This window comes from Kitasatospora sp. NPDC034035 (genome assembly GCF_055575755.1).
Genome location: NZ_JBVISA010000021.1, coordinates 162,591 through 182,675, shown reverse-complemented (window position 1 = coordinate 182,675; position 20,085 = coordinate 162,591). Strand labels below are relative to the sequence as shown.

Annotated in this window: 9 protein-coding genes and 1 pseudogene; 3 read left to right on the top strand and 7 right to left on the bottom strand. The window is 75.2% G+C overall.

The features are described 5' to 3' along the window. The 3 genes and pseudogenes from ACZ52J_RS27750 to ACZ52J_RS27740 all read left to right on the top strand — a co-directional run. A pseudogene (locus ACZ52J_RS27750) lies at positions 1–177 on the top strand (galactose-1-phosphate uridylyltransferase); the annotation flags it as partial. Further along, positions 174–1,304, top strand: a complete 1,131-nt coding sequence (gene galK, locus ACZ52J_RS27745; protein WP_465622578.1) for a galactokinase — start codon at positions 174–176, stop codon at positions 1,302–1,304. The pseudogene ACZ52J_RS27750 and the gene galK, both read left to right, overlap by 4 nt. Positions 1,305–1,594: 290 nt before the next feature. Further along, positions 1,595–3,694 (top strand): alpha-galactosidase, encoded by a 2,100-nt coding sequence (locus ACZ52J_RS27740; protein ID WP_465622577.1) that lies wholly within the window; start codon positions 1,595–1,597, stop codon positions 3,692–3,694. Positions 3,695–3,845: 151 nt separating this feature from the next. Here ACZ52J_RS27740 and ACZ52J_RS27735 read toward each other — a convergent pair whose 3' ends face one another. The 7 genes from ACZ52J_RS27735 to ACZ52J_RS27705 all read right to left on the bottom strand — a co-directional run bounded on the left by ACZ52J_RS27735 (position 3,846) and on the right by ACZ52J_RS27705 (position 19,992). Next, positions 3,846–4,301, bottom strand: coding sequence for a hypothetical protein (locus ACZ52J_RS27735; RefSeq protein WP_465622575.1), 456 nt, complete (start codon positions 4,299–4,301; stop codon positions 3,846–3,848). 5 nt (positions 4,302–4,306) lie between these two features. Continuing rightward, complete coding sequence (locus ACZ52J_RS27730; RefSeq protein ID WP_465622574.1) at positions 4,307–6,844, bottom strand: penicillin acylase family protein; 2,538 nt, start codon at positions 6,842–6,844, stop codon at positions 4,307–4,309. Positions 6,845–6,951: 107 nt separating this feature from the next. Beyond that, positions 6,952–8,241 carry an ATP-grasp domain-containing protein gene (locus tag ACZ52J_RS27725; protein ID WP_465622572.1) on the bottom strand — a complete coding sequence of 430 codons (1,290 nt, stop codon included), beginning with the start codon at positions 8,239–8,241 and terminating at the stop codon, positions 6,952–6,954. Between the two features lie 2 nt (positions 8,242–8,243). After that, positions 8,244–9,446: an argininosuccinate synthase-related protein gene (locus ACZ52J_RS27720; protein WP_465622570.1), complete on the bottom strand. Its 1,203-nt coding sequence runs from the start codon at positions 9,444–9,446 to the stop codon at positions 8,244–8,246. After that, positions 9,443–11,272, bottom strand: coding sequence for a non-ribosomal peptide synthetase (locus ACZ52J_RS27715; protein ID WP_465622569.1), 1,830 nt, complete (start codon positions 11,270–11,272; stop codon positions 9,443–9,445). Before ACZ52J_RS27715 ends, ACZ52J_RS27720 begins: the two co-directional genes overlap by 4 nt. Positions 11,273–11,344: 72 nt before the next feature. Then, a complete protein-coding gene (locus ACZ52J_RS27710) occupies positions 11,345–14,461 on the bottom strand; it encodes a non-ribosomal peptide synthetase (protein WP_465622567.1) in 3,117 nt (1,038 codons plus the stop codon). Continuing rightward, positions 14,458–19,992: a type I polyketide synthase gene (locus ACZ52J_RS27705; RefSeq protein WP_465622565.1), complete on the bottom strand. Its 5,535-nt coding sequence runs from the start codon at positions 19,990–19,992 to the stop codon at positions 14,458–14,460. Before ACZ52J_RS27705 ends, ACZ52J_RS27710 begins: the two co-directional genes overlap by 4 nt. Between the last annotated feature and the right edge of the window lie 93 nt (positions 19,993–20,085).

The window sequence follows — 20,085 nt, the reverse complement described above, 5'->3', positions numbered from 1 at the left end:
CACCAGGCCCCCGCCGGCCACCGGGACGAACTCGCCCTGCACCTGGAGCTCTTCACCATCCGGCGCACCGCCGACAAGCTCAAGTACCTGGCCGGTGTGGAATCCGGCATGGACGCCTTCGTCAACGACGTCTCGCCCGAGGCGGCCGCCCGACACCTGAGGGAGGTCGGCGCATGACCGACTTCGAATCCGTCTTCGGCACCACCCCCACCGGCGTCTGGGCCGCGCCCGGCCGGGTCAACCTGATCGGCGAACACACCGACTACAACGACGGGTTCGTCCTGCCGATCGCCCTGCCGCACACCGCGCGGGTGACCGCGCGCCGCCGCAGCGACGGCCTGCTCCGGCTGTACAGCACCCTGGGCGACGGCGGGGTGGTCGAGTTGTCCGTCGACGAACTGGCCCCCGAGCGGGTGCCGGGCTGGGCCCGGTACCCGGCGGCCGTGGTCTGGGCGCTCCGCGAGGCCGGCTGCCCGGTCGGCGGCGCCGACCTGCACGTGGACAGTGACGTGCCCAGCGGCGGCGGCCTGTCCTCCTCTGCGGCACTGGAGGCCGCGGTCGCCCTGGCTTACCGCGATCTGTACGAACTCTCGCTCACCAGGCCGCAGTTGGCGCTGATCACGCAGCGGGCCGAGAACGAGTTCGTCGGCGTGCCCTGTGGCGTGATGGACCAGATGGCCTCGCTCTGCTGCACCGAGGGCCACGCCCTCCACCTGGACACCCGCGATCTGACGCAGCATCCGATTCCGTTGGACCCGGCCGCCCAGGGGATGCGGCTGCTGGTCGTCGACACCCGGGTCAAGCACGACCTCGGCGACGGCGCGTACGCCGACCTGCGGGCCGGCTGCGAACGGGCCGCCACCCTGCTCGGACTCCCCGCCCTCCGGGACCTCCGGCCGGACGGCCTCGCCGCCGCCCTCGACCGGCTCCCGGACGAACTGCGGCCGCTGGTACGGCACGTGGTGAGCGAGAACGAGCGCGTCCGGCTGGCCGTGAAGCTACTGCAGGCGGGCCGGCTCGACGCTCTGGGCGCCGTGCTGACCGCCGGACACGCCTCGCTGCGCGACGACCTCGGGACCTCCTGCCCGGAGACCGACCTCGTCGTCGAGACCGCCGTGGCGGCCGGCGCCCGTGGTGCCCGGATGACCGGCGGCGGCTTCGGCGGCTCGGTCATCGTCCTGGTCGACGAGTCGGACGCGGACCCGGTGTCCGCCGCGATCGTCGAGGCCTTCCACCGGGCGGGCTACGCGCAGCCCCACGTCTTCCCCGCCCTCCCCGCCGCCGGCGCCCGCCGACTGCGCTGAGCCCGCCTTCGGATGGGCGGTTGTGTTGACTCTTGTAGGTTTCCGATCAGTGAAATGTCATATGACACTATCGTCGATGCCAGCGGCCCAGCGGTTTCGCCGCGTCAGCGCCTCGCCGATGGCGACTGTCTGAGCTGTCGTCACACCCGCCACCGCGGTGCCGCCGGCGCCGACGTGCCCCCCATCAGCACATCGCTGCGCCAGAGCTCAGAGCACCGCACCCCCACCAGCCGTGCTCAGGACCGCCCTTCGGGCGGCCCGTCCCGGCCCGCCTCTCGGGAAGCCCCCACATGCGCACACCGCCACCTCGCGTCGTCGGCATGCTGGCCGTCCTGGCCCTCGCCGCCTCCGGCATCAGCGCCACCGCCCTCGCCACCGCTGCTCCGGCCGCGGCCCTGGGCAACGGCAACGCCCTGACCCCGCCCATGGGTTGGAACTCCTGGAACAGCCTGGGCACCCAGGTCAACGAGAACCAGGTCAAGCAGACCATCGACTTCATGTCCGCCAACGGCCTGGTCCAGGCCGGCTACAACACCGTCACCATCGACGACGGCTGGTCGATGCGCCACCGCGACGGCCAGACGACGGACTTCGCGAAGACCGCCGACAACGCCATGCAGCTGTACGACAACAACGGCAATCCGGTGTCCGGCACCGACGGCACCGGCAACGACCCCACCAGCGGACACCTGGTGCCCGACCCGAACACCTTCCCCTCGCAGAGCGTCAACGGCCAGACCGTCAACGGCATCCAGTACCTGGCCTGGTACGCCCACAGCAAGAACATGAAGTTCGGCCTCTACGCCACCGACACCTACACCACCTGCCAGGGCCACCCCGGCAGCCTCGGCCACGAGAGCACCGACGCCAACGACCTCGTCTCCTGGGGCGTCGACTTCGTCAAGTACGACGACTGCCCGTACGGCCCCACGATCGTCGGCCCCGACGGCTACAGCTACTACCCGCAGGGCGAGGGCAAGGAGCTCACCCAGTCCGTCTACGCCCGGACGCAGACCTTCCAGCGAGCCCTCGACGCGGCGACCGCCGCCAGGGGCAAGCCGAAGGTGACCCTCAGCCTGTCCGCGCAGCCCGCGCACACCGGCATCCCCTACCTGCTGAACGCCAACGACCCGGCCCGCACCGACCCGCTGATCGTGGCCGCCGGCACCCAGCCGCACCAGGCACCCGGCTACTCGCCCACCGGCGTGTGGTGCGGGCAGGTCGCCAACATGTGCCGGATCGGCGGCGACCGGGACAGCGAACTGGACGGCGTGCTCTACAACGGCCAGCTGCAGACCGCGCTGAAGTACCCGGGCAACGTCCACCCCGGCAGCTGGAACGACCTGGACATGATGTTCGCCGGCTGGCAGGACACCAACGGCATCTGGGGCGTCACCGACACCTACAAGGGCAACAAGCCGTTCACCGACGACGAGTCGCGCACCGAACTGTCCGTCCTGTCGATGATGGCCGCCCCGCTCGTCTCCGGCGCCGACCTGCGCACCGCGGCCGACTCGCAGCACACCGCGAACGGCTACACCTGGTCCACCGGCATCAAGTCCTCCGCACTGGCGCTCCTGAAGAACCCCGACATGATCGCCATCGACCAGGACAGCCTCGCCAAGCCCGCCACCCTGGTCGGCAGCGCGCCCTCCTCCCCGACCGCGCCGGTGATCCTCAAGCGCCGGCTGGCCAACGGCGACCTGGCCGTCGCCCTGGTCAACCAGGACCCGAACAACTGGGCCATGCCCAGTGCGAGCTTCACCGACCTCGGCCTGACCGGCTCCAGCTACGGCTACCGGGAGATCTGGAGCGGCGCCACCGGCACCACCACCGGCACCCTCGGCGGCAACTGGATCCCCGCGCACGGCGTCGCGCTCTACCGCATCACCGGCGGAAGCGTCGGCATGGGCGGCGACACCGGTTCCGGCGGCACCCGGGCGAGCGTCGTCGGCGACGGCAGGTACCACGCGATCAGCGCCGGCGGTACCGGCGGCCAGGCGCTCGAGGTCCAGGGGGGCTGCTACGCCGCCGTCGGCGGCAACTCCGGCATCAACGCCTACCAGAGCGGCAGCGCCGCCCAGCAGTGGCTGTTCACCCCGAACGCGGACGGCACGGTGACGATCACCGACAACTGCTACACCGCCGCCCAGACACACGCCGTGCTGGCCGGCGGTGGCGGAGTCGGCAGCGCCTACCTGCTCAACCCGTCCGCCGACAACCCCTGGCAGAAGTGGAAGGTTACCCAGAACAGCGCCGGTGCGCTGACCGCTACCAACGTCGGCAACGGCCTGGTCCTGGACGTCGCCGGCACGACCGCCGGCTCGACCGGGATGACCAACCCGGCCAACTCGGCCGCGGCCGGACAGAGCTGGACCGTCCTGTCCTGACCCCGGCCGGGCCGGGCCGGGCCACGCCAGACGGGCCGGGCCCGGTGCGCGGGAGTTCGCGCACCGGGCCCGGCCCGGAGGTCCGCCGGCAGGTCCTCGGACCGCCGACGCCTCGTCCCGTCGTCACCTCACCGTCGTGTGTCCGCCGCCGTCACCGCCCGGGCCGCAGGGCCGCGGTCGCCGTCCGGCCGAGCCAGACGCCCAGCAGCGCCTGGACCAGGCCGATCAGCAGGGTGATCGCGACCACCAGCGAGGCCAGCGCCGGCAACCCGGCCAGGGCGGCCACCGTCCGGGCGGTGCCGGCCACGGCCTCGCCGGACGCGACGCGCCACAGCAGCGGGGCGCCCCAGCCGGCCAGCGCGGCCATCGCCGCCACCAGCACCGCCGCGCGGGCCCGCAGGCCGCGGACCGCCGTCACCGCGCCGATCAGCAGGCCGCCGGCGAAGGGCAGGTACCACAGGCTCCACAGCGAACCGACGGCCACCAGGACGCCGGCGCCGACCAGCGCGGCGGGGAGCACCAGCCGCTCGGCGAGGGCCCGGCCGCCGTCGGCCGGGGCCGGCGCCGCGGACTCCTGCGGTGCGGACTGCTTCTGAAGGTCGGTCACGGTGCTCACGCTCCCGGTCGCAGGGTCCACACCTTGGTGGAGGCAGGTTGGTCCGCGGCCATCAGCAGCGGCAGGGAACGGCCCGCCCACCAGTACGGGATGAAGTTCCGGTACCACGGCGAGGCCGGGTTCTCGCTCTGGCCGCCCGGGTAGACGGCCTGGGCGGTGGCGGTGCCCGGTCCCTTCCAGTCGACCACCATGCGCCAGCTGGGGCCGAAGGTGGAGTTCATGCCGCCGTCGGCCGCGTTGACGGTCCAGCGGTCCCCCTCGGCGGGCTCGGGGCCGTAGCCGAGCGCGTCGGCGCCGGTCAGCGAGGGGATCTGCCGGGTGTGCACCCGGTCCCAGGTCCAGGTGGCGGGGTCGTTCCCGAGGTCCTGGGAGAGCTCGGAGACGGCCTGGGCGAACGCGGTGCGCATGGCCTCCGGCGCGGTGCGGGCCGGGCCGCCGGGGGAGGTGAACGCCGGGTTGGCGGGGTCGTGCAGGGTCCAGCTCTCCAGGTCCTCGTCGAGGCTGGGCAGCGCGCTGGACACCTTGAGGTACCAGCGGTCCCTCTCGACCGGCACCTTGGCCTGGTCCCACCAGGGCTGGAAGGTGGTCTGCAGGTAGTCGTTCCAGAAGGTCCACCAGATCGGCCCGCCGGCGACGGAGGGCCGCATGGTGGTGTCCCAGTGGTCGAGGACGTCGAGCGCGGCCTGCTGGCGGGTGTCGAGCTCGGTGCCGGCCAGCGCCTCCTTGAGGTGCGGCAGGATGACGGTCGCGAGGTAGTCGGTCGTGTCGTTCTGCAGCGTGGTGAAGTCGGCGGCGGTCATCGCCGGGTGGCTCTCCAGGAACTGGTAGATCCGGTTGGCCCGGTAGCCGTTGTCGAAGGCGTTGAAGGAGGTGCCGATGTAGTACGGGTAGTCGGCCGACACCGGGCGCTGGTTGGCCGTCGCGATCACGTGGTTCGGCGGGTTGTGGGCCTGCGGGGTGGCGTCGAAGGGGATGGCGCCGACCACGTCGTACTCGCCGGTGCCGGGCAGCGGGAACCAGGGGTTGCCGCCCTTGGTGAGCGGGAAGTAGCCGGCCGCGACCACGCCGATGTCGCCGCCGCCGTCGGCGTAGGCGAAGTTCAGCGTGGGGGCGTGCCAGTCGGCCAGCGCGGTGCGGAACTCCCGGTAGTCGCGGGCCTTGTCGATGGCGAGCAGCACCGCCAGGTCGGGGGAGGGGACGTTGCCCATCCAGCTGACCGAGGTGGTCTGCCCGGCCCGGGTGATCACCGGCCCGTGCACCGTCAGGTCCACGGCGAGCTGCTCGGTGTCCCCGCCCCGGACCGGGATGGTGTACTCCACCCGCTGCATCGGGTGCCAGGCGTTGTTCCAGAAGTACTGGCCGGGGTGGTCGGCGCTGGTCTGCTCGCTGTAGAAGACGGTCGACTGGTTCTGGGCGTCCGTCAGGGACCAGGAGATGTCGGCGTTGCGGCCGATCAGCACCCCGGGCAGGCCGGCCATGCTGGCGCCGGTGGCGTTGGTCTCCGGAGAGGAGAGCGCGATCTGGTACCAGTACGAGGGCAGGGTCATCGGCAGGTGCGGGTCCCCGGCCAGCATCGCGTTGCCGCCGGCCGTCGCCGGGCCGTTCGCCACCCAGGCGTTGCTGTCCGGGAAGGTGTGCATCTGGGTGGCGGGCAGCGCGCGGATGGTGTCGAGCAGGGTCCGGGCCGCGGTGGCCTCCCCGGCGGGGTCGGGCGTGCCGGTGGGCGCGACGGGTGCGGTTCGCGGCTGCGAGCGGTTCGCGGCGGCCGGGGCCTCGGGCCCGGCGGCGTTGACGTTGGCGGGCAGCGGCGCGACGCCGAGGTCGCGGTACGGCCCGGGGTCGTACGGGCGCTGGTCGTTGGGCGCGTGGACCGGGAACCAGTCCATGGTGCGCTGCTCGCCGAGGGAGTCCCGGAAGATCGCGTAGTCCAGCGGGGTGCTGGTGAAGTCCATGCTCTGGGTGAGGACCTCCTGGATCACCAGGCTGTCCACCGGGGTCCAGTCGGCGGGGTAGACGCCGGTGAGGGAGAAGAGCGTCGGCCACTGCCCGTTGTGGCGCAGCTCGGAGATCCAGGCGTTGACGCCCCGGGTGTAGCTGGTGAGGGCGCGGCCCGCCGGGCTGTCCGGCGGGGTGGCGGCCCATTCGGCCTCGGCGGTGCGCAGCAGCCCCATCCGGAGTTCGAAGCGGTCGGATTCGAGGCCGGCCGGCCCGTTCAGCTCGGCCAGCCGGCCGCGGCCCGCGCGCCGTTCCAGGTCGAGCTGGGCGAGCCGGAACCGGGCGTGCAGGTAGCCCTGGGCCTGGAACAGGTCGTCGTCGGAGCCGGCCTTGACGGTGGGGACGCCGTTGTCGTCGAAGGCGACCGTGACGGGCGCCCTGAGTCCGGCCAGGTGGAGGGTCTCGGTGTGCGGGAGTTCGGCGCCCGCGGCGGAGTCCCACACTCCGGCCCCGGGGACGAGGGCGGTTCCGAGGGCGGGGACCGGCCCGATGCCCAGCGCGAGCAGCGCGAGGACCAGGCCGGAGACGACGGCTGCCACCGCCGCGTGGGTGGCTGTGCGTATTCGCCGCGGCACGTTGACTCCAGGGGTGCGAGGTCGGTCGGATGGTGCGGTGGGGGTGGGGCGGTTTCCGGGGCGGTGCGGCCTCAGGACCAGAAGGCGTCCATCCGGCGGTGGATGCCCTCGACGGTGGTCCGCAGTGCGGCGTGCCCGGCCGCGGAGCCGTAGACCGTCCCGATCAGCCACTCGGTGCCGGCTCGCCAGTCGGCTCGCCAGGCCGGGTCGATCCGGGTGTCCACCAGGTCCACGCCGGGGACGGCATGGAGGTCGTCGACCAGCTTGCGGTCGCCGGGGGCGAGCCCGTCGGCGGGCGGGGAGAGGAGGTACTGGAAGGCGACGGCCGGGCAGTCGGTGCTCGGGCCGAGCACCGGTGCGGGCGGGGTGAGGTCGCCCAGGGCCAGCCGCAGGGCGAGGACCAGCAGGTCCGTGCCGGCCGAGCGCTTGAGGACGTCCGGGACGTGCCCGCCCAGGCGTCCGTTGACCTCGATCAGCCGCGGCCCCTCGGGGGTGAACTTGATCTCGGTGTGGGTGACGCCCTCGCGGATGCCGAGGGCACGCAGCGCGCTGCGCTCCAGGGCCACCACCTCCTCGGCCAGGCTGCCCGGGAGCAGCGCGGGCGCGAAGTAGCCGGTCTCCCGGAAGGGGTGGGCCGGCGGCAGTCTGCCGGTGACCGCGACGGTGTGGATCTCGCCGTCCCTGCTCGCGGACTCGATCGAGACGTAGTCCCCCCAGAACTCCCCCACCACGGTGGGGTCGCCGGGCAGGTACTCCTCCAGCACGAACACCGCCGGGGTGGCCGTGCCGTCGGTGAACTCGGCGTACCGCTCGGCCAGTTCGGCGGCGCTGCGGACCAGGCAGGTGTCCACGCTGCCGGCACCCGAGCGGGGCTTGAGGACGGCGGGCAGGCCGGTCGCGGCGAGCGCCGGGGCGAGGTCGGCGGCGGAGCGGACCGTCCGGCAGGCGGTGGACTGCACCCCGGCCGCGGCGAGCGCCGCGCGCTGCCGGAACTTGTCGACCAGCACCTCGACGGTGGCGCGGTCGTGGAACGGCACACCGCACCGCTCGGCCAGCGCGGCGGCCGTGCGGAGCAGGTGGTCGCTGAAGGTGATCACCCCGGAGACGCCGAACTCGGCGGCCCGGTCGCCCAGTTGCTCCTCGGTCAGGCCGGCGGTGTCCACCACGGTGGCCGACTTCGGCAGTTGGGCCAGGTCCGCGGCCGCCTTCGGGTCGCCGTGGTCGCCGAAGAAGACCACGGTGCAGACCCGCCGGGCGGCGGTGAGGACGCCGCGCGGGGTGGCCGAGCCGCGGCCGTAGACCACCAGCAGCACCGGCAGGGCCGAGGCCGAGGACTGGGGCTTGGTGTCGGAAGGTGCCACGGTCAGTGCTCCTGAGGCCGGATCGGGGTGAACGCCGCCCGCTCGGCGGCGACGGAGCGGTGCTCCCAGGCCTCCCGGTCGCGCAGGTAACGGGGCCGGTCGGCGACGATGGCCCGGGTCTCGGCCGAGCCGGCCGCGAGCCGCCAGCGCACCGAACCGGTGACCCGCGCCGAGCAGACGTCGATGAACGCCTCGGCGGCTTCGCGCAGTTCGCCGAACCAGCGGCCCTCCAGCGCCTCGCGCACCCACAGCTGCTCCTGGTGGATCTTCTCCCGCAGCAGCTCGGCCGAGAGGGTCGCGGTCTCCAGGTGGCGGCGGGTGCGCAGCAGCAGCCAGGCGGCGGGCATCTCGCGGATCTCCAGCACCTTCGGCCCGTGGTCGAGGTGTTCGAGTCCGCTGTAGCGGCCCAGCCCGTGGGCGCCGACCAGGTGGTTGAGGGTGTCGATCAGTTCGGTCAGCGGCAGGGTCCGGCCGTCGACGGCGACGGGCCGGCCGGCCTCGAAGGCGACCTCGACCGACTCCGGGGCCTCGGCGGGGCGCAGCGCGCTCCAGCGGTAGAGCTCCTCGGGCACGGCGTGGTCCTCGGGGTCGTCGAGGACCCCCGCCTCGAACTCCCGGCACCACAGGTTGGAGTCGCCGCTGACGAGCCGCCCGCTGAGCTGCTCCAGGCCGGCTTCCTTGAGTTCGCGCATCTTCTGCTCCCGGTCGACCGGGTCCAGGTCGTACGGGCTGCCGTAGCGGCCGGCGAAGCCGAGCAGGCCGATGGCTCCGTTGAGCCGGCGCAGGGTGTTCTGCGAGCGGTTGGCGGTGTGCAGCACCGTGGCGGCGCCGAGTTCCCGGGCTTTGCCGAGGGCGAGCTTGGCGATCAGCGGCCGGCTGAGCGTGGAGCTGACCGGGTGGGTGTCGAGGTAGACGGCGTGCGCGGTGATCGCCGGGCGGACGAAGTCCTCGGCGAACTCCCGTCGGCCGTCGAGCAGGTGGAGCCGGATGCCGAGCCGTTCGGCGATCCGCTGCTTGTGCTCGCTGCTCTCGTCCTCGCCGAGGTCGACGCTGACGGCGTGGACGTTGCGGGCGCCGGCCCGGACCAGGCGGTGCAGCAGGTAGCTGCTGTCCAGCCCGCCGCTGAACAGGGTGACGACGGGGGCGGACGGGTCGCGGGCGATCGCGTCGAGCTCGCCGAAGGAACGGACGACCTGGGGCGTCATCGGGCGGACACCGCCACCCCGTGCTCGGCGAGGGCGGCGGTGAAGGCCGTCACGGTGGGCTCGTCGAAGGCGAGGTCCATCGGGACCTCGACGCCGAGCAGCGCCTCCAGCTTGCGCACCGCGCGCACCACCTTGAAGGAGTCCCCGCCGATGTCGAAGAAGTCGTCGTCCGGGCCGATCGCGGGCAGTCCGAGGACCTCGCACCACACCCCGGTGACCACGCCGGCCAGGTCGTCGCCGGCCGGGGCCTTGGCCTCGGCGGCGGCGCCGACGCTGGGCAGCACCTCCCCGGCGCGCTCGGTCAGCAGCGCGCGGTCCAGCTTGCCGTTGGCGGTCAGCGGCATCGCCGCCAGGGTCGCGAACGACGCCGGGACCATGTACGGGGGCAGCGCCGCGCGCAGCGCCTCGCGCACGGCGGCGGTGACGGCCTCGGGCCCGGCGTCCGCCTGCGGCACCAGGAAGCCGACCAGCCGGGCGTCGCTGCCGCGGCCGTGGGCGACCGCGGCGGCCTGCCGGACGCCGGGCACGCGCAGGGCGGCGGACTCGATCTCGCCCAGTTCGATCCGGTAGCCGCGGATCTTCACCTGGAGGTCGATCCGGCCCAGGAACTCCAGGCCGCCCACCGGGTGGGTGCGGACCAGGTCGCCCGAGCGGTAGAGCGGGCCGGTGCCGTCGCCGAGGTGGTCCGGGACGAAGCGCTCCGCGGTCAGCTCGGGGCGGTTGAGGTAGCCGAGGGCCAGGCCCGCGCCGCCGATGTAGAGCTCGCCGGGCTCGCCGTCCGGCACCGGCTTGCCGTCCTCGTCGAGGATCCACAGCGTGGTGTCCTCGATGGCCGGGCCGATGTAGACGGTGTCCAGGTCCGGGTCGCGCGGGGGCACCCAGGCGGTGCAGTAGATCGTGCACTCGCTCGGGCCGTAGAGGTTGGTGAGCGGGGCCGTGGACTGGGCGTGGAAGCGGCGGACCAGCTCGGGCGCGAGCGCCTCGCCGCCGGTGAGGACGCGGCGCAGGCCGTCGAAGCGCTCCTCGGGCCCGCGGGCCAGCAGGAACAGCTCCAGCAGGGAGACCACGCAGTAGAAGACGGTGATCTGCGCGGAACGGATGGTCTCGGCGAGGTAGTCGGCGTCGCGCTGGCGGCCGGGGGTGGCGATGACGACGGTGGTGCCGGTGATGAGCGGCCAGTACACCTCGATCAGGAACATGTCGAAGCTGCACGCCGTGTGGTGCAGCATCCGGTCGGACGGGCCGAGGCCGTGGCCGCGCTGCAGCGCCCGCAGCCGGGTGGTCACCGCGCGGTGCGGGATCAGCGAGGCCTTCGGGCGGCCGGTGGAGCCGGAGGTGTAGATGACCACCGCGGGCTGTTCGTCGAGGTCGGCGGCGGGTTCGAAGGCGGCGGCCGGTTCGGCGGCCGCGCACTCGGCGACGGTGACCACCTCGACGGCGAGGCCCTCGGGGAGGCGGGAGCGCAGTTCGGGGGTGGTGATGAGCAGCCGGGGCTGGCAGTCGCCCAGCATGTCGAGGGTGCGGGCGACCGGGTCGTTGACGTCGAAGGCGACCTGGGCGGCGCCGGCGAGGACGACGCCGGTCACGCCGATCACGAAGTCGGCCGAGCGCTCCAGGTAGACCGCGACCCGCTCGCCCGGGCGCACACCCCGCTCCCGCAGCAGCGAGGCCACCCGCACGGCCCGGTCCCTGACCTCGCCCGCCGGCAGCACCCGGTCGCCGTCGACGACGGCGGGGTGCTCCGGGGCGGCGTCCCACCGGGACAGCAGCAGGGTGTCGAGCCGGCGTGCGCCGTCGTCGAGAAGCGTGGCCGTAGTGCTAGCCATGGCGGTTCTTGTCCAATCAGTGGGGTCGGTGCAGGGGCGTCCCGGCCGGGGCCGGCCGGGACGCCGGGCGGTTCACTGGCCGGTGGTGCCGAGGACCGAGCCGAGGGCCGAGGTCAGCTCGCGGACCGTGGCCGCATCGAAGAGCAGCTCGATGTCGAGCTCGCAGCCGAGTTCCGCCTCCAGCCGGGAGAGCAGGCGCAGGGCGCGCAGCGAGTCGCCGCCCAGTTCGAAGAAGTCGTCGTCCGGACCGACCTCCGGCACTGCCAGGACTTCACGGAACAGCCGGGTCACCAGCGCCTCGTGATCCGCCGCCACGGCGGGCCGGCCGGTCGGCGCGGGCTCGGTGGTGGACTTCGCCGGGGTGGGCAGGGCGAGCAGGTCGGTCTTGCCCGCCGGGGTGAGCGGCAGCTCGGTGAGGACGGTGACCGCTTCGGGGACCATGTACGAGGGCAGCGAGCGGCGCAGCTCGGCCTGGAGCCCGAGGGCGTCGAACGGGGCTCCCCGTTCGGCGGGCACCACCCAGGCGACCAGGCGGTCCTCCCGTTCGGCGACCGCGGCGCCCGCCACCGCGGGCAGGGCGAGCAGCGCCTGCTCGATCTCGCCGGGCTCGATCCGGTATCCGCGCAGCTTGAGCTGGCGGTCCATCCGGCCGAGCAGCTCGATCCGGCCGTCGGGCAGGCGGCGGGCGTGGTCGCCGGTGCGGTACATCCGGCCGCCCGTGAACGGGTCGGTGACGAACCGTTCCGCCGTCAGCTCGGGCCGCCGCCAGTAGCCCTGGGCGACGCCGTCGCCGCCGATGCACAGTTCGCCGACGCAGCCGACCGGCAGCAGCCGGCCGTCCACGGTGTCCAGGACGTGCAGCACGGTGTTGGAGATCGGGCGGCCGACGGTGACCCGGGTGGTGTCGGCGGTGATCGGCTCGACGCTGGAGTACACGGTGGTCTCCGTCGGCCCGTACATGTTCCACACCGAGGAGCCGCGTTCGGCCAGTGGCGCGGCCAGGTCCGCCGGGAAGGCCTCGCCGCAGCTGTAGAGCCGGGGCCGCCCGGCGCCCTGCCAGCCGGACTCCAGCAGCGCCCGGTAGCGGGAGGGGGTGGCCTGCACCGCGGTGATGCCGTGCTCCACGGTGTAGCGGTCGAGCTCCCGGCGGCTCAGCCCGAGGGTCTGGCCGCCGACGTGGACCGTCCCGCCGACCGCGAGCGGCACCAGCAGTTCGGCGAGCGAGGTGTCGAAGCTGAGCGTGGTGAGGGCGAGGAAGCGGGTGTCGCCGTCCAGGCCCGGGTGACGGCGGGCCAGGCTGTCCACCAGGTTCGCCAGCGCCCGGTGGCCGACGGCGACGCCCTTGGGGCGGCCGGTGGAGCCCGAGGTGAAGATCAGGTAGGCGAGTCCTTCCGGATCGGCGCCCGGGAGATCGTCGGCGGCCGGGGAGGGCGAGAGGTCCACGGCGGCGAGGTCGACGACGGTGCCGTCCCAGCCGGCCAGTGCGGGCACTCCGGTCGCGTCGACGAGCACCACGGCCGGCGCGGCGTCCTCCAGGACGAGGCCGATCCGCTCCACCGGGTGGGTCGGGTCGAGCGGGACGAACGCGGCCCCGGCCCGGGCGACCGCCAGCGTTGCGGTCACCAGGTCCACGCAGCGGCCCAGGCAGATGCCCACCCGGTCCCCCGGCCGCACCCCGTGGTCGGCCAGCCACCGGGCGAGGGCGTCCGCCCGCAGGTCCAACTCCCGGTAGCTGTACCGGGTCTGCGGGTCGATCACGGCCGGATGGTCGGGCCGGCTGCGGACCGCCTCGTCGATCAGCCCGGCGAGCAGGGTCGGCGGCTCGCTGCGGTCGACCTCGGTTCCGTTCCAGGTGTCCAGCTGCCGGGCGCGGGTCTCCTCGGTGACGTCCAGCAGCTCCCCGACGGCACGGCCGGGTTCGGTGGCGAAGCGGGTCAGCACGGCGACGACGTGGTCGAGCAGCGCCCGCGCCTCCTCCGGGGTGATCCGGCCGGCGTCCACCACCGCCTGCAGCTGCATTTCCGCGGCGGCCCGGACGACCAGGGTGACCGGGTAGTTGGTCCGGGTCTCGTAGCGGACGTCGCTGACCGTGACCGCGCCGTGGGAGAGCACCGCCTCCGTCCGGTCCGGGTAGTTCTCGACCACCACGACGGTGTCGAACAGCGGCACGCCGGGGGCCGTCTCGGCCCAGCGCTGGATGTCGGTCAGCGGGGTGTGCTGGTGGTCCAGCACGGGGTGACGGGTGGCGGCGTGGCCGGCCAGCCAGGCGTCGCCCGGCAGGTCCCGGTCGATCCGCACCCGCACCGGGACGGTGTTGATGAACATCCCGAGCATCTGCTCGGCGCGGTCGAGGCCGACCGGGCGTCCGGAGACGGTCACGCCGACCACCACGTCGTCCCGGCCGGAGTGACGGGCGACCGTTCCCGCCCAGGCCGCCTCGACCAGGCCGCTGAGCGTGGTGGCGTTGGCGGCGGCCAGGCGCCGGAGCGCGGTGAGGGTCTCGGCGGGCAGTTCCGCCCGGACGGTCCGGAACTCGCCGGACGGCTTGGCGCCCGGGTGCATCCCGGGCAGGGTCAGTGCCGCCGGCTCGCGATAGCCCGCCAGGTAGCCGGTCCAGAACTCGCGGTCGCGCTCCGGCTCCTGACGGCCCAGCCAGGCGATGTACTCGCGGAAGGCGGGCGGCGCGGGCAGCTCGGCCGTGTCGCCGGACAGCCCGGCGGTGACCTCGGCCAGCAGCAGGGCGGCGGACCAGCCGTCCAGCAGCAGGTGGTGGTACGTCCACACCACCAGGTGCTCGCCGGGCAGGCGCAGCACCAGCAGCCGCATCAGCGGCGGCCGGGTCAGGTCGAAGCGCTCGCGGGCCCGCTGCTCCAACTCCTCGGCGACGGCCGCCGCGCGGGCCGCGTCGTCCACGCCGGTCAGGTCGCGGAACTCGATCGGCAGGTCCGCCTTCGGCAGCACCACCTGGTGCGGGGTGCGGATCCGCTCCCGGACGAAGGCCGTGCGCAGCACCGGGTGCCGGGCGATCGCCCGCTGCCAGGCGGCGCCCAGTACGGCGACGTCCAGCTCGCCGTGCACCCGGAAGGTGGTCAGCTCGACGTAGAGGCCGTGCTCGGGGGAGGTGGTGCTGTGGTAGAGCATCCCCTCCTGGGTGGGCGAGAGGGGGTAGATGTCCTCGATGTCGTTCACTTGGTGTCCTCTCCTGACCGGAACAGGGCGAATACCCGGGCCAGGTCGTCTTCGCTGAGATCCGCGTCCGAGAAGGCCTCGCGCGGCCCCGGTGCGGGGGCCGGGTCGGATCCGGCGGGAGCGGTGGGCGGGGCGGGGGTGTCGGGCGCGGGCGCGGCGGCCGGTTCGCGGTCCGTGCGGAGCCGGGCGGCGAGCTGCCCGACGGTGGGGTGGGCGAAGAGGTCGCCGGGGGAGACGGCCAGCCCGAGCCGCTGGAGCTCACCGGTGATCTGGACGATCAGCAGGGAGTCGCCGCCGAGCTCGAACAGGCTGTCGTCCGGGCCGATGTCGGGCACCCCGAGCAGTCGGGACCAGACCGCGGCGATCCGCTCCTCCAGCTCCTCGGGCGCGGTCGGCCCGGGCTCCGGCGGCGCGGTGGCCGCCGGGGCGGTGCGGGTGGCGCCCGGGGCGGTCGCGGTGGTGGCGCGGGGGCTGACCAGCACGTGCGGGAGGTGACGGTTGGCCAGGATCCGGTCGAAGGCCAGCAGGCCCTCGCGGGTCGGGATGCCGCCCCGCTCGGCGGCGGCACCGGCGGCACCGGCGGCACCGGCGGTACCGGCGGTACCGGCCGTCACACCTGTGCCGTCCGGGCCGGGCGCCGGGGCCGGGCGCAACACGAAGCCCTCGACGATCACGCTCGGCGTGCCGTCCGGCCCGGCGACGGTGACGTCGACGACCAGGGTGCCGCCCGCCCCGGCCGCCCCGGGGCGGCGGACCACCCGGACCACCGCGTCGGGGCCGAGCGGGCCGAGCACCACCAGCCGCCGGTAGGCCACCGGCAGGTGGCTGCCGGTCCGGGCGGTGACCGCCCCGGTGGCGGTGTCCAGCAGCGCGGGGTGCAGCGGGTGTGCGGCCAGGTCGCCGTGGAAGCGCTCGGGCAGCTGCAGCCGCAGCATCGCCTCGGGCGCGTCCCCGTCGGTGCCCTCGCGGACCTCCAGCAGGCTCTCCCAACGCGGTCCGGTGCGTAGCCCGCTGGCCCCGGCGGGCTCCCGGCCGGCGGCCGGGGCGACGGGGGCGCAGCGGCCCGCGAGCGCGTCGAGGTCGAGGCGCTCGGGGGAGCCGCCGCGGTACGGCGCGATCCGGCCCTGGGCGTGCGGCCTGGACGGCGCGGCGCTGGAGCGGACCTCCCACAGGTGCCCGCCCTCGGGCGCCGGACGCAGCCGCAGGGTGACCTGCGGCGGCTGGTCGGCGGGCAGCCGCAGCGGGTGGGTGAAGACCGCGTCCAGTTCGACCGGACCGTCCCCGAGCGTCAACCGGTGCCCGGCGACGGCGAGTTCGAGCAGTGCGGTGCCGGGCAGCACCGGGACGTCGCCGATCCGGTGCTCCGCGGCCGGCCACTCGGTCTGCTCCGCGCGGCGCAGCCGCAGCTCCACCGTGCCGTCCGGCTCGGTGCGGCGGGCGTCGAACAGGGCGTCGTCCAGTGCCTCGCCGCCGTCGAGCCAGTCCCGCAGCCCGGAGCGGACCGCCATGCCGGTCTGCGACCAGCGGTCCCAGCCGATCGACACGGCCGCCGGGCTGCCGGTGGCGAAGCTGTCCAGGAAGGCGTTGGCCCCGGTGTAGTCGGCCTGGCCGACCGCGCCGGTGACCGTGAGCGCCGAGGAGCAGAGCACCAGCAGCGGCCGGTCCCGGGCCGTCAGCCGCTCCAGCAGGACGGTGCCGAGGACCTTGGGGGCGAGCACCCGGGCCATCTCCTCGGGCCCGCGCAGGGCGGCCACACCGCCACCGGGCACCCCGGCGGCGTGCACCACCCCGGCGAGGGGGCCGTACGCGGCCCGGACGGCGTCGAGGGCGGTGGCCAGCGCGGCCTCGTCGGTGACGTCGGCCTGGACTAGGCAGAGCCGGGCGCCGTGGGCGGTCAGCCCGGCGAGCGCCTCGGCCAGCTCCGGCGGGCAGTTCCGCGCCGGAGCGGAGCCCGCGGGCCGCACGCTGTGCCAGCCGTCGCCGTCGGGGACGGCGCGGCGGGTCAGCAGCACGAGGGTCCGCGCGGGGTCCTCGGCGAGCCGGCCGGCCACGGCCAGGCCGATCCCGCCGAGACCGCCGGTGACCAGCCACGGGCCCGCGGGCAGCGCGCGCTGCGGGGCGTCCGGGTCGGTGAGCACGGGCCGGTCCGGGGCGGGCACCAGGTGGGCCCGGCCGCGGACCGCGGTGAGCGGCGCGGGCGCGAGCTCGGAGCACAGCCGGGCCACCACCGTGTCGGCGGCCAGGGCGAGTTCGGCGGGCTCCCGGGTGGGGCAGTCCAGGTCGAGCGCCTCGGCGGTGAGGCCGGGCACCTCCTGCGGCAGCACCCGGACGGCGCCGAGCCCGGCGGCGGCCTGCGGGGTGCGGGCGGGCTGCCCGTTGACCCCGTGGGCGGCGTCGGTGACCAGCAGCATCCGCAGCGGCCGGCCCGGGAAGGCCTCGCCCAGGGCGCGGGCCAGCTGGACCGGGACGGTCAGCGCGCGCAGGGCTCCCTCGGTGGCCCGGCCGGGGGTGGCCCGCTCCAGCGGCGGCTCGTCCAGGGCCCAGCAGGAGACCACGGCGTCCGGCGGGGTGCCGCGCCCGGCCAGGGCGGCGGCCAGCGCGGAGTGCGCGGCGGCGTCGGCGGGGTCGAGGGTGAGCGCGTTCGTCTCCTCGGCGGCCGCTCCGTCGGCGGTCCGGACCACGGTGACGGCGGCGCCGGCCGCGGTGAGCCGCTCGGCGACCGGCCCGGCGAGCCCGGCGTCGTCGGCGAGCAGCAGCACCGAGGCCGGGACGGGCCCGGTGCCGACCGGCGGGAGGGCGGGGGTCCAGAACAGGACGTGCAGCCAGGAGTCCACCCCCTCGGCGGCCGGGACCGGCGCCGGGGCGGCGGGCCCGGCGGGGGCAGCGGGCGGCGCGCTGTCCTCGGCCGGTTCGAACCAGTGCCGGACCGGCTCGAACGGGTAGCCCGGCAGCGAGGCGTGCCGACGCCCGGCCCGCTCGCCGAGGGCCGACCAGTCGAGCTCGGCGCCGCGCTCCCACAGCCGGCCCAGCGCGGTGAGCCGGGCGGGCGGCGGCGTCCCGTCGGTGGCCGTGTCCAGGGTGGGCAGGGCCGGCCGGTCGGTGCGCAGGGTCCGCACGGCGAAGCCGGTCAGGCCCCGGCCGGGGCCGAGCTCCAGCAGCGGGCCGTCGCCCGGCAGGGCGGCGAGCGCGTCGGCGAAGCGCACGGTGTGGCGCAGCTGGCGCGCCCAGTACTCCGGAGAGACGGCCTCTTCGGCGGTCAGTTCACGCCCGGTCAGGCCGGAGACCACGGGCAGGGCCGGGGCCTGCGCCGGGACACCCGCCACCAGCCGGGCGAACTCGGCCAGCAGCGGCTCGGCGTCCCGGGTATGGAAGGCGTGCCGGACGGCCAGCGGCCGGGCGGAGACGCCGCGCGCGGCCAGGTGTTCGGCCAGCCGGGCCACCGCCCCGGGGGTGCCGGCCGCGACGCAGCGGTCCGGGGCGTTGACGGCGGCGAGCTCCGGGCCCTCGGGGTCGTCCAGCAGCGCGCGCAGCTCCGCCTCGGGCAGCGGGACGCTCAGCATCGCGCCGGGCGCCATGGTGCCCATGAGCCGGCCGCGCTCGGCCACCAGCCGGGCGGCGCCGGGCAGTTCGAAGACCCCGGCGGCGCAGGCGGCCGCGAACTCGCCGACGCTGTGGCCGGCCAGCGCGACCGGCCGCAGGCCGAGCGCCGTCCACCACGCGGTGAGCGCGTACTCCACCGCGAACAGGGCCGGCTGGGCGACCTCGGTCCGGTCGAACAGGTCCGCGTGGGCCGGGTCGAGCAGCAGCGCGCGCAGCGGCGCGGCCGTCCACGGGCGCAGGGCGTCCAGGCCGCGGTCGAGCGCGGCGCGGAAGACCGGTTCGGCGCGGTACGGCTCCGCGGCCATGCCGGGGCGGCCGGCGCCCTGGCCGGGGTACAGGAAGGCGACCTCCCGGCCGGTGGCGGCGGCCCGGACCGGGCGGGAGCGCAGCTGCTCCCCGGGCCCGGTCAGGACGGTGCGCCGCCACGGGTGGTGCCTGCGCCGGGTCTGCAGGGTGAACGCGGCGTCGGCGGTCGTGGGCGCGGCCGGTCCGGCCAGTGCCGCGTCGAGCCGCTCGGTGGCCCGGTCGAGCGCCGCCTCGGTGCGGGCGGACACCGGCAGCAGCTCCCACCCGCCGGCCGGCCCGGCGGGCGCGGCGGGCAGCGGGGGAGCGTCCTGGAGGACCAGGTGGGCGTTGGTGCCGCCGATGCCGAAGGAGCTGACCCCGGCGACCCGGGTGCCGTCCGCGCCGGTCCACGGCTCGGCCTCGGTGAGCACCCGGAACAGGCGGGGGTCCAGCTCGGGGCTGGGGCTCTCGAAGTGGACGGTCGGCAGCAGGGTGCGGTGCTGCAGCGCGAGCACCGTCTTGATCAGCCCGGCCATCCCGGCGCAGGTGTCCAGGTGGCCGACGTTGGACTTGACCGCGCCGAGCACCCGGCGGGAGTCCGGCGCGTCGCCGAACACCCGGGCCAGCGCGGCGAGTTCGATCCGGTCGCCGAGGGCCGTCGCGGTGCCGTGCGCCTCGACGCAGGAGACCTCGCCGGGCGAGACCCCGGCCACCGACTGGGCCGCGGTGATCACCCGGACCTGGCCGTCCAGGCTCGGCGCGGTGAAGCCGACCTTGCGGTTGCCGTCGTTGTTGACCGCCGAGCCGAGCAGGACGGCCCGGACGGTGTCGCCGTCGGCGACCGCGTCGGCCAGCCGCTTGAGCACCACCACGCCGACGCCGCTGCCGAAGACCGTGCCGGTCGCCGTGGCGTCGAAGGGGCGGCAGTGCCCGTCGGCGGAGAGGATCCCGCCCTCGGCGTGCAGGTAGCCGAGCCCCTGGCCGACCCCGGCGGAGACCGCCCCGGCCAGCGCCACGTCGCACTCGCCGCTCAGCAGCGCCTCGGCCGCCAGGTGGACGGCGACCAGGGCGGAGGAGCAGGCGCTCTGCACGCTCAGGCTGGGGCCGGTCAGGCCGAGCCGGTAGGAGGTCTGGGTGGCGAGGTAGTCCTTGTCGCCCGCGGCCAGCCACTGGACCTCGGCGCGGTCCGCCAAGTGTGCGGCGCGGGGCAGCAGTTGGTGGGTCAGGTAGGAGTTGAAGCCGGCCGAGGCGTAGACCCCGACGCCGCCCTCGACCCCGCCGGTCGGCTGCCCGGCGTCCTCCAGTGCGGTGACCGCGCACTGCAGGAACAGTCGGTGCTGGGGGTCCATCAGCTCGGCGTCCCGGGGCGGGATGCCGAAGTACTCGGCGTCGAACTCGGCCAGGCCCTCCAGGACGCCGCCGGCGCCCACGAACCGCGGGTCGGCCAGCCGTTCGGCCGGGACGCCCAGGGCGGCCAGCTCCTCGGGGGTGCGGAAGGTGATGTTCTCCCGGCCCGCGACCAGGTCGGCCCAGAAGGTCCCGGCGTCGGGGGCGCCGGGGAACCGGCAGGCAAGGCCGGTGACGGCGATCGCGTCCGGCAGGTCCGGCGCTGCGGTGGCCGGCCCCTCGGGGGCGTGGGTGGACATCGGACTGTTCTCCTCACAGGTGGTCATCGACGCGGCTCGGTGGGTCGGCGGTCGGGCCGGGCAGGGGCGCCCGGCCCGACCGCCGACCGTCCG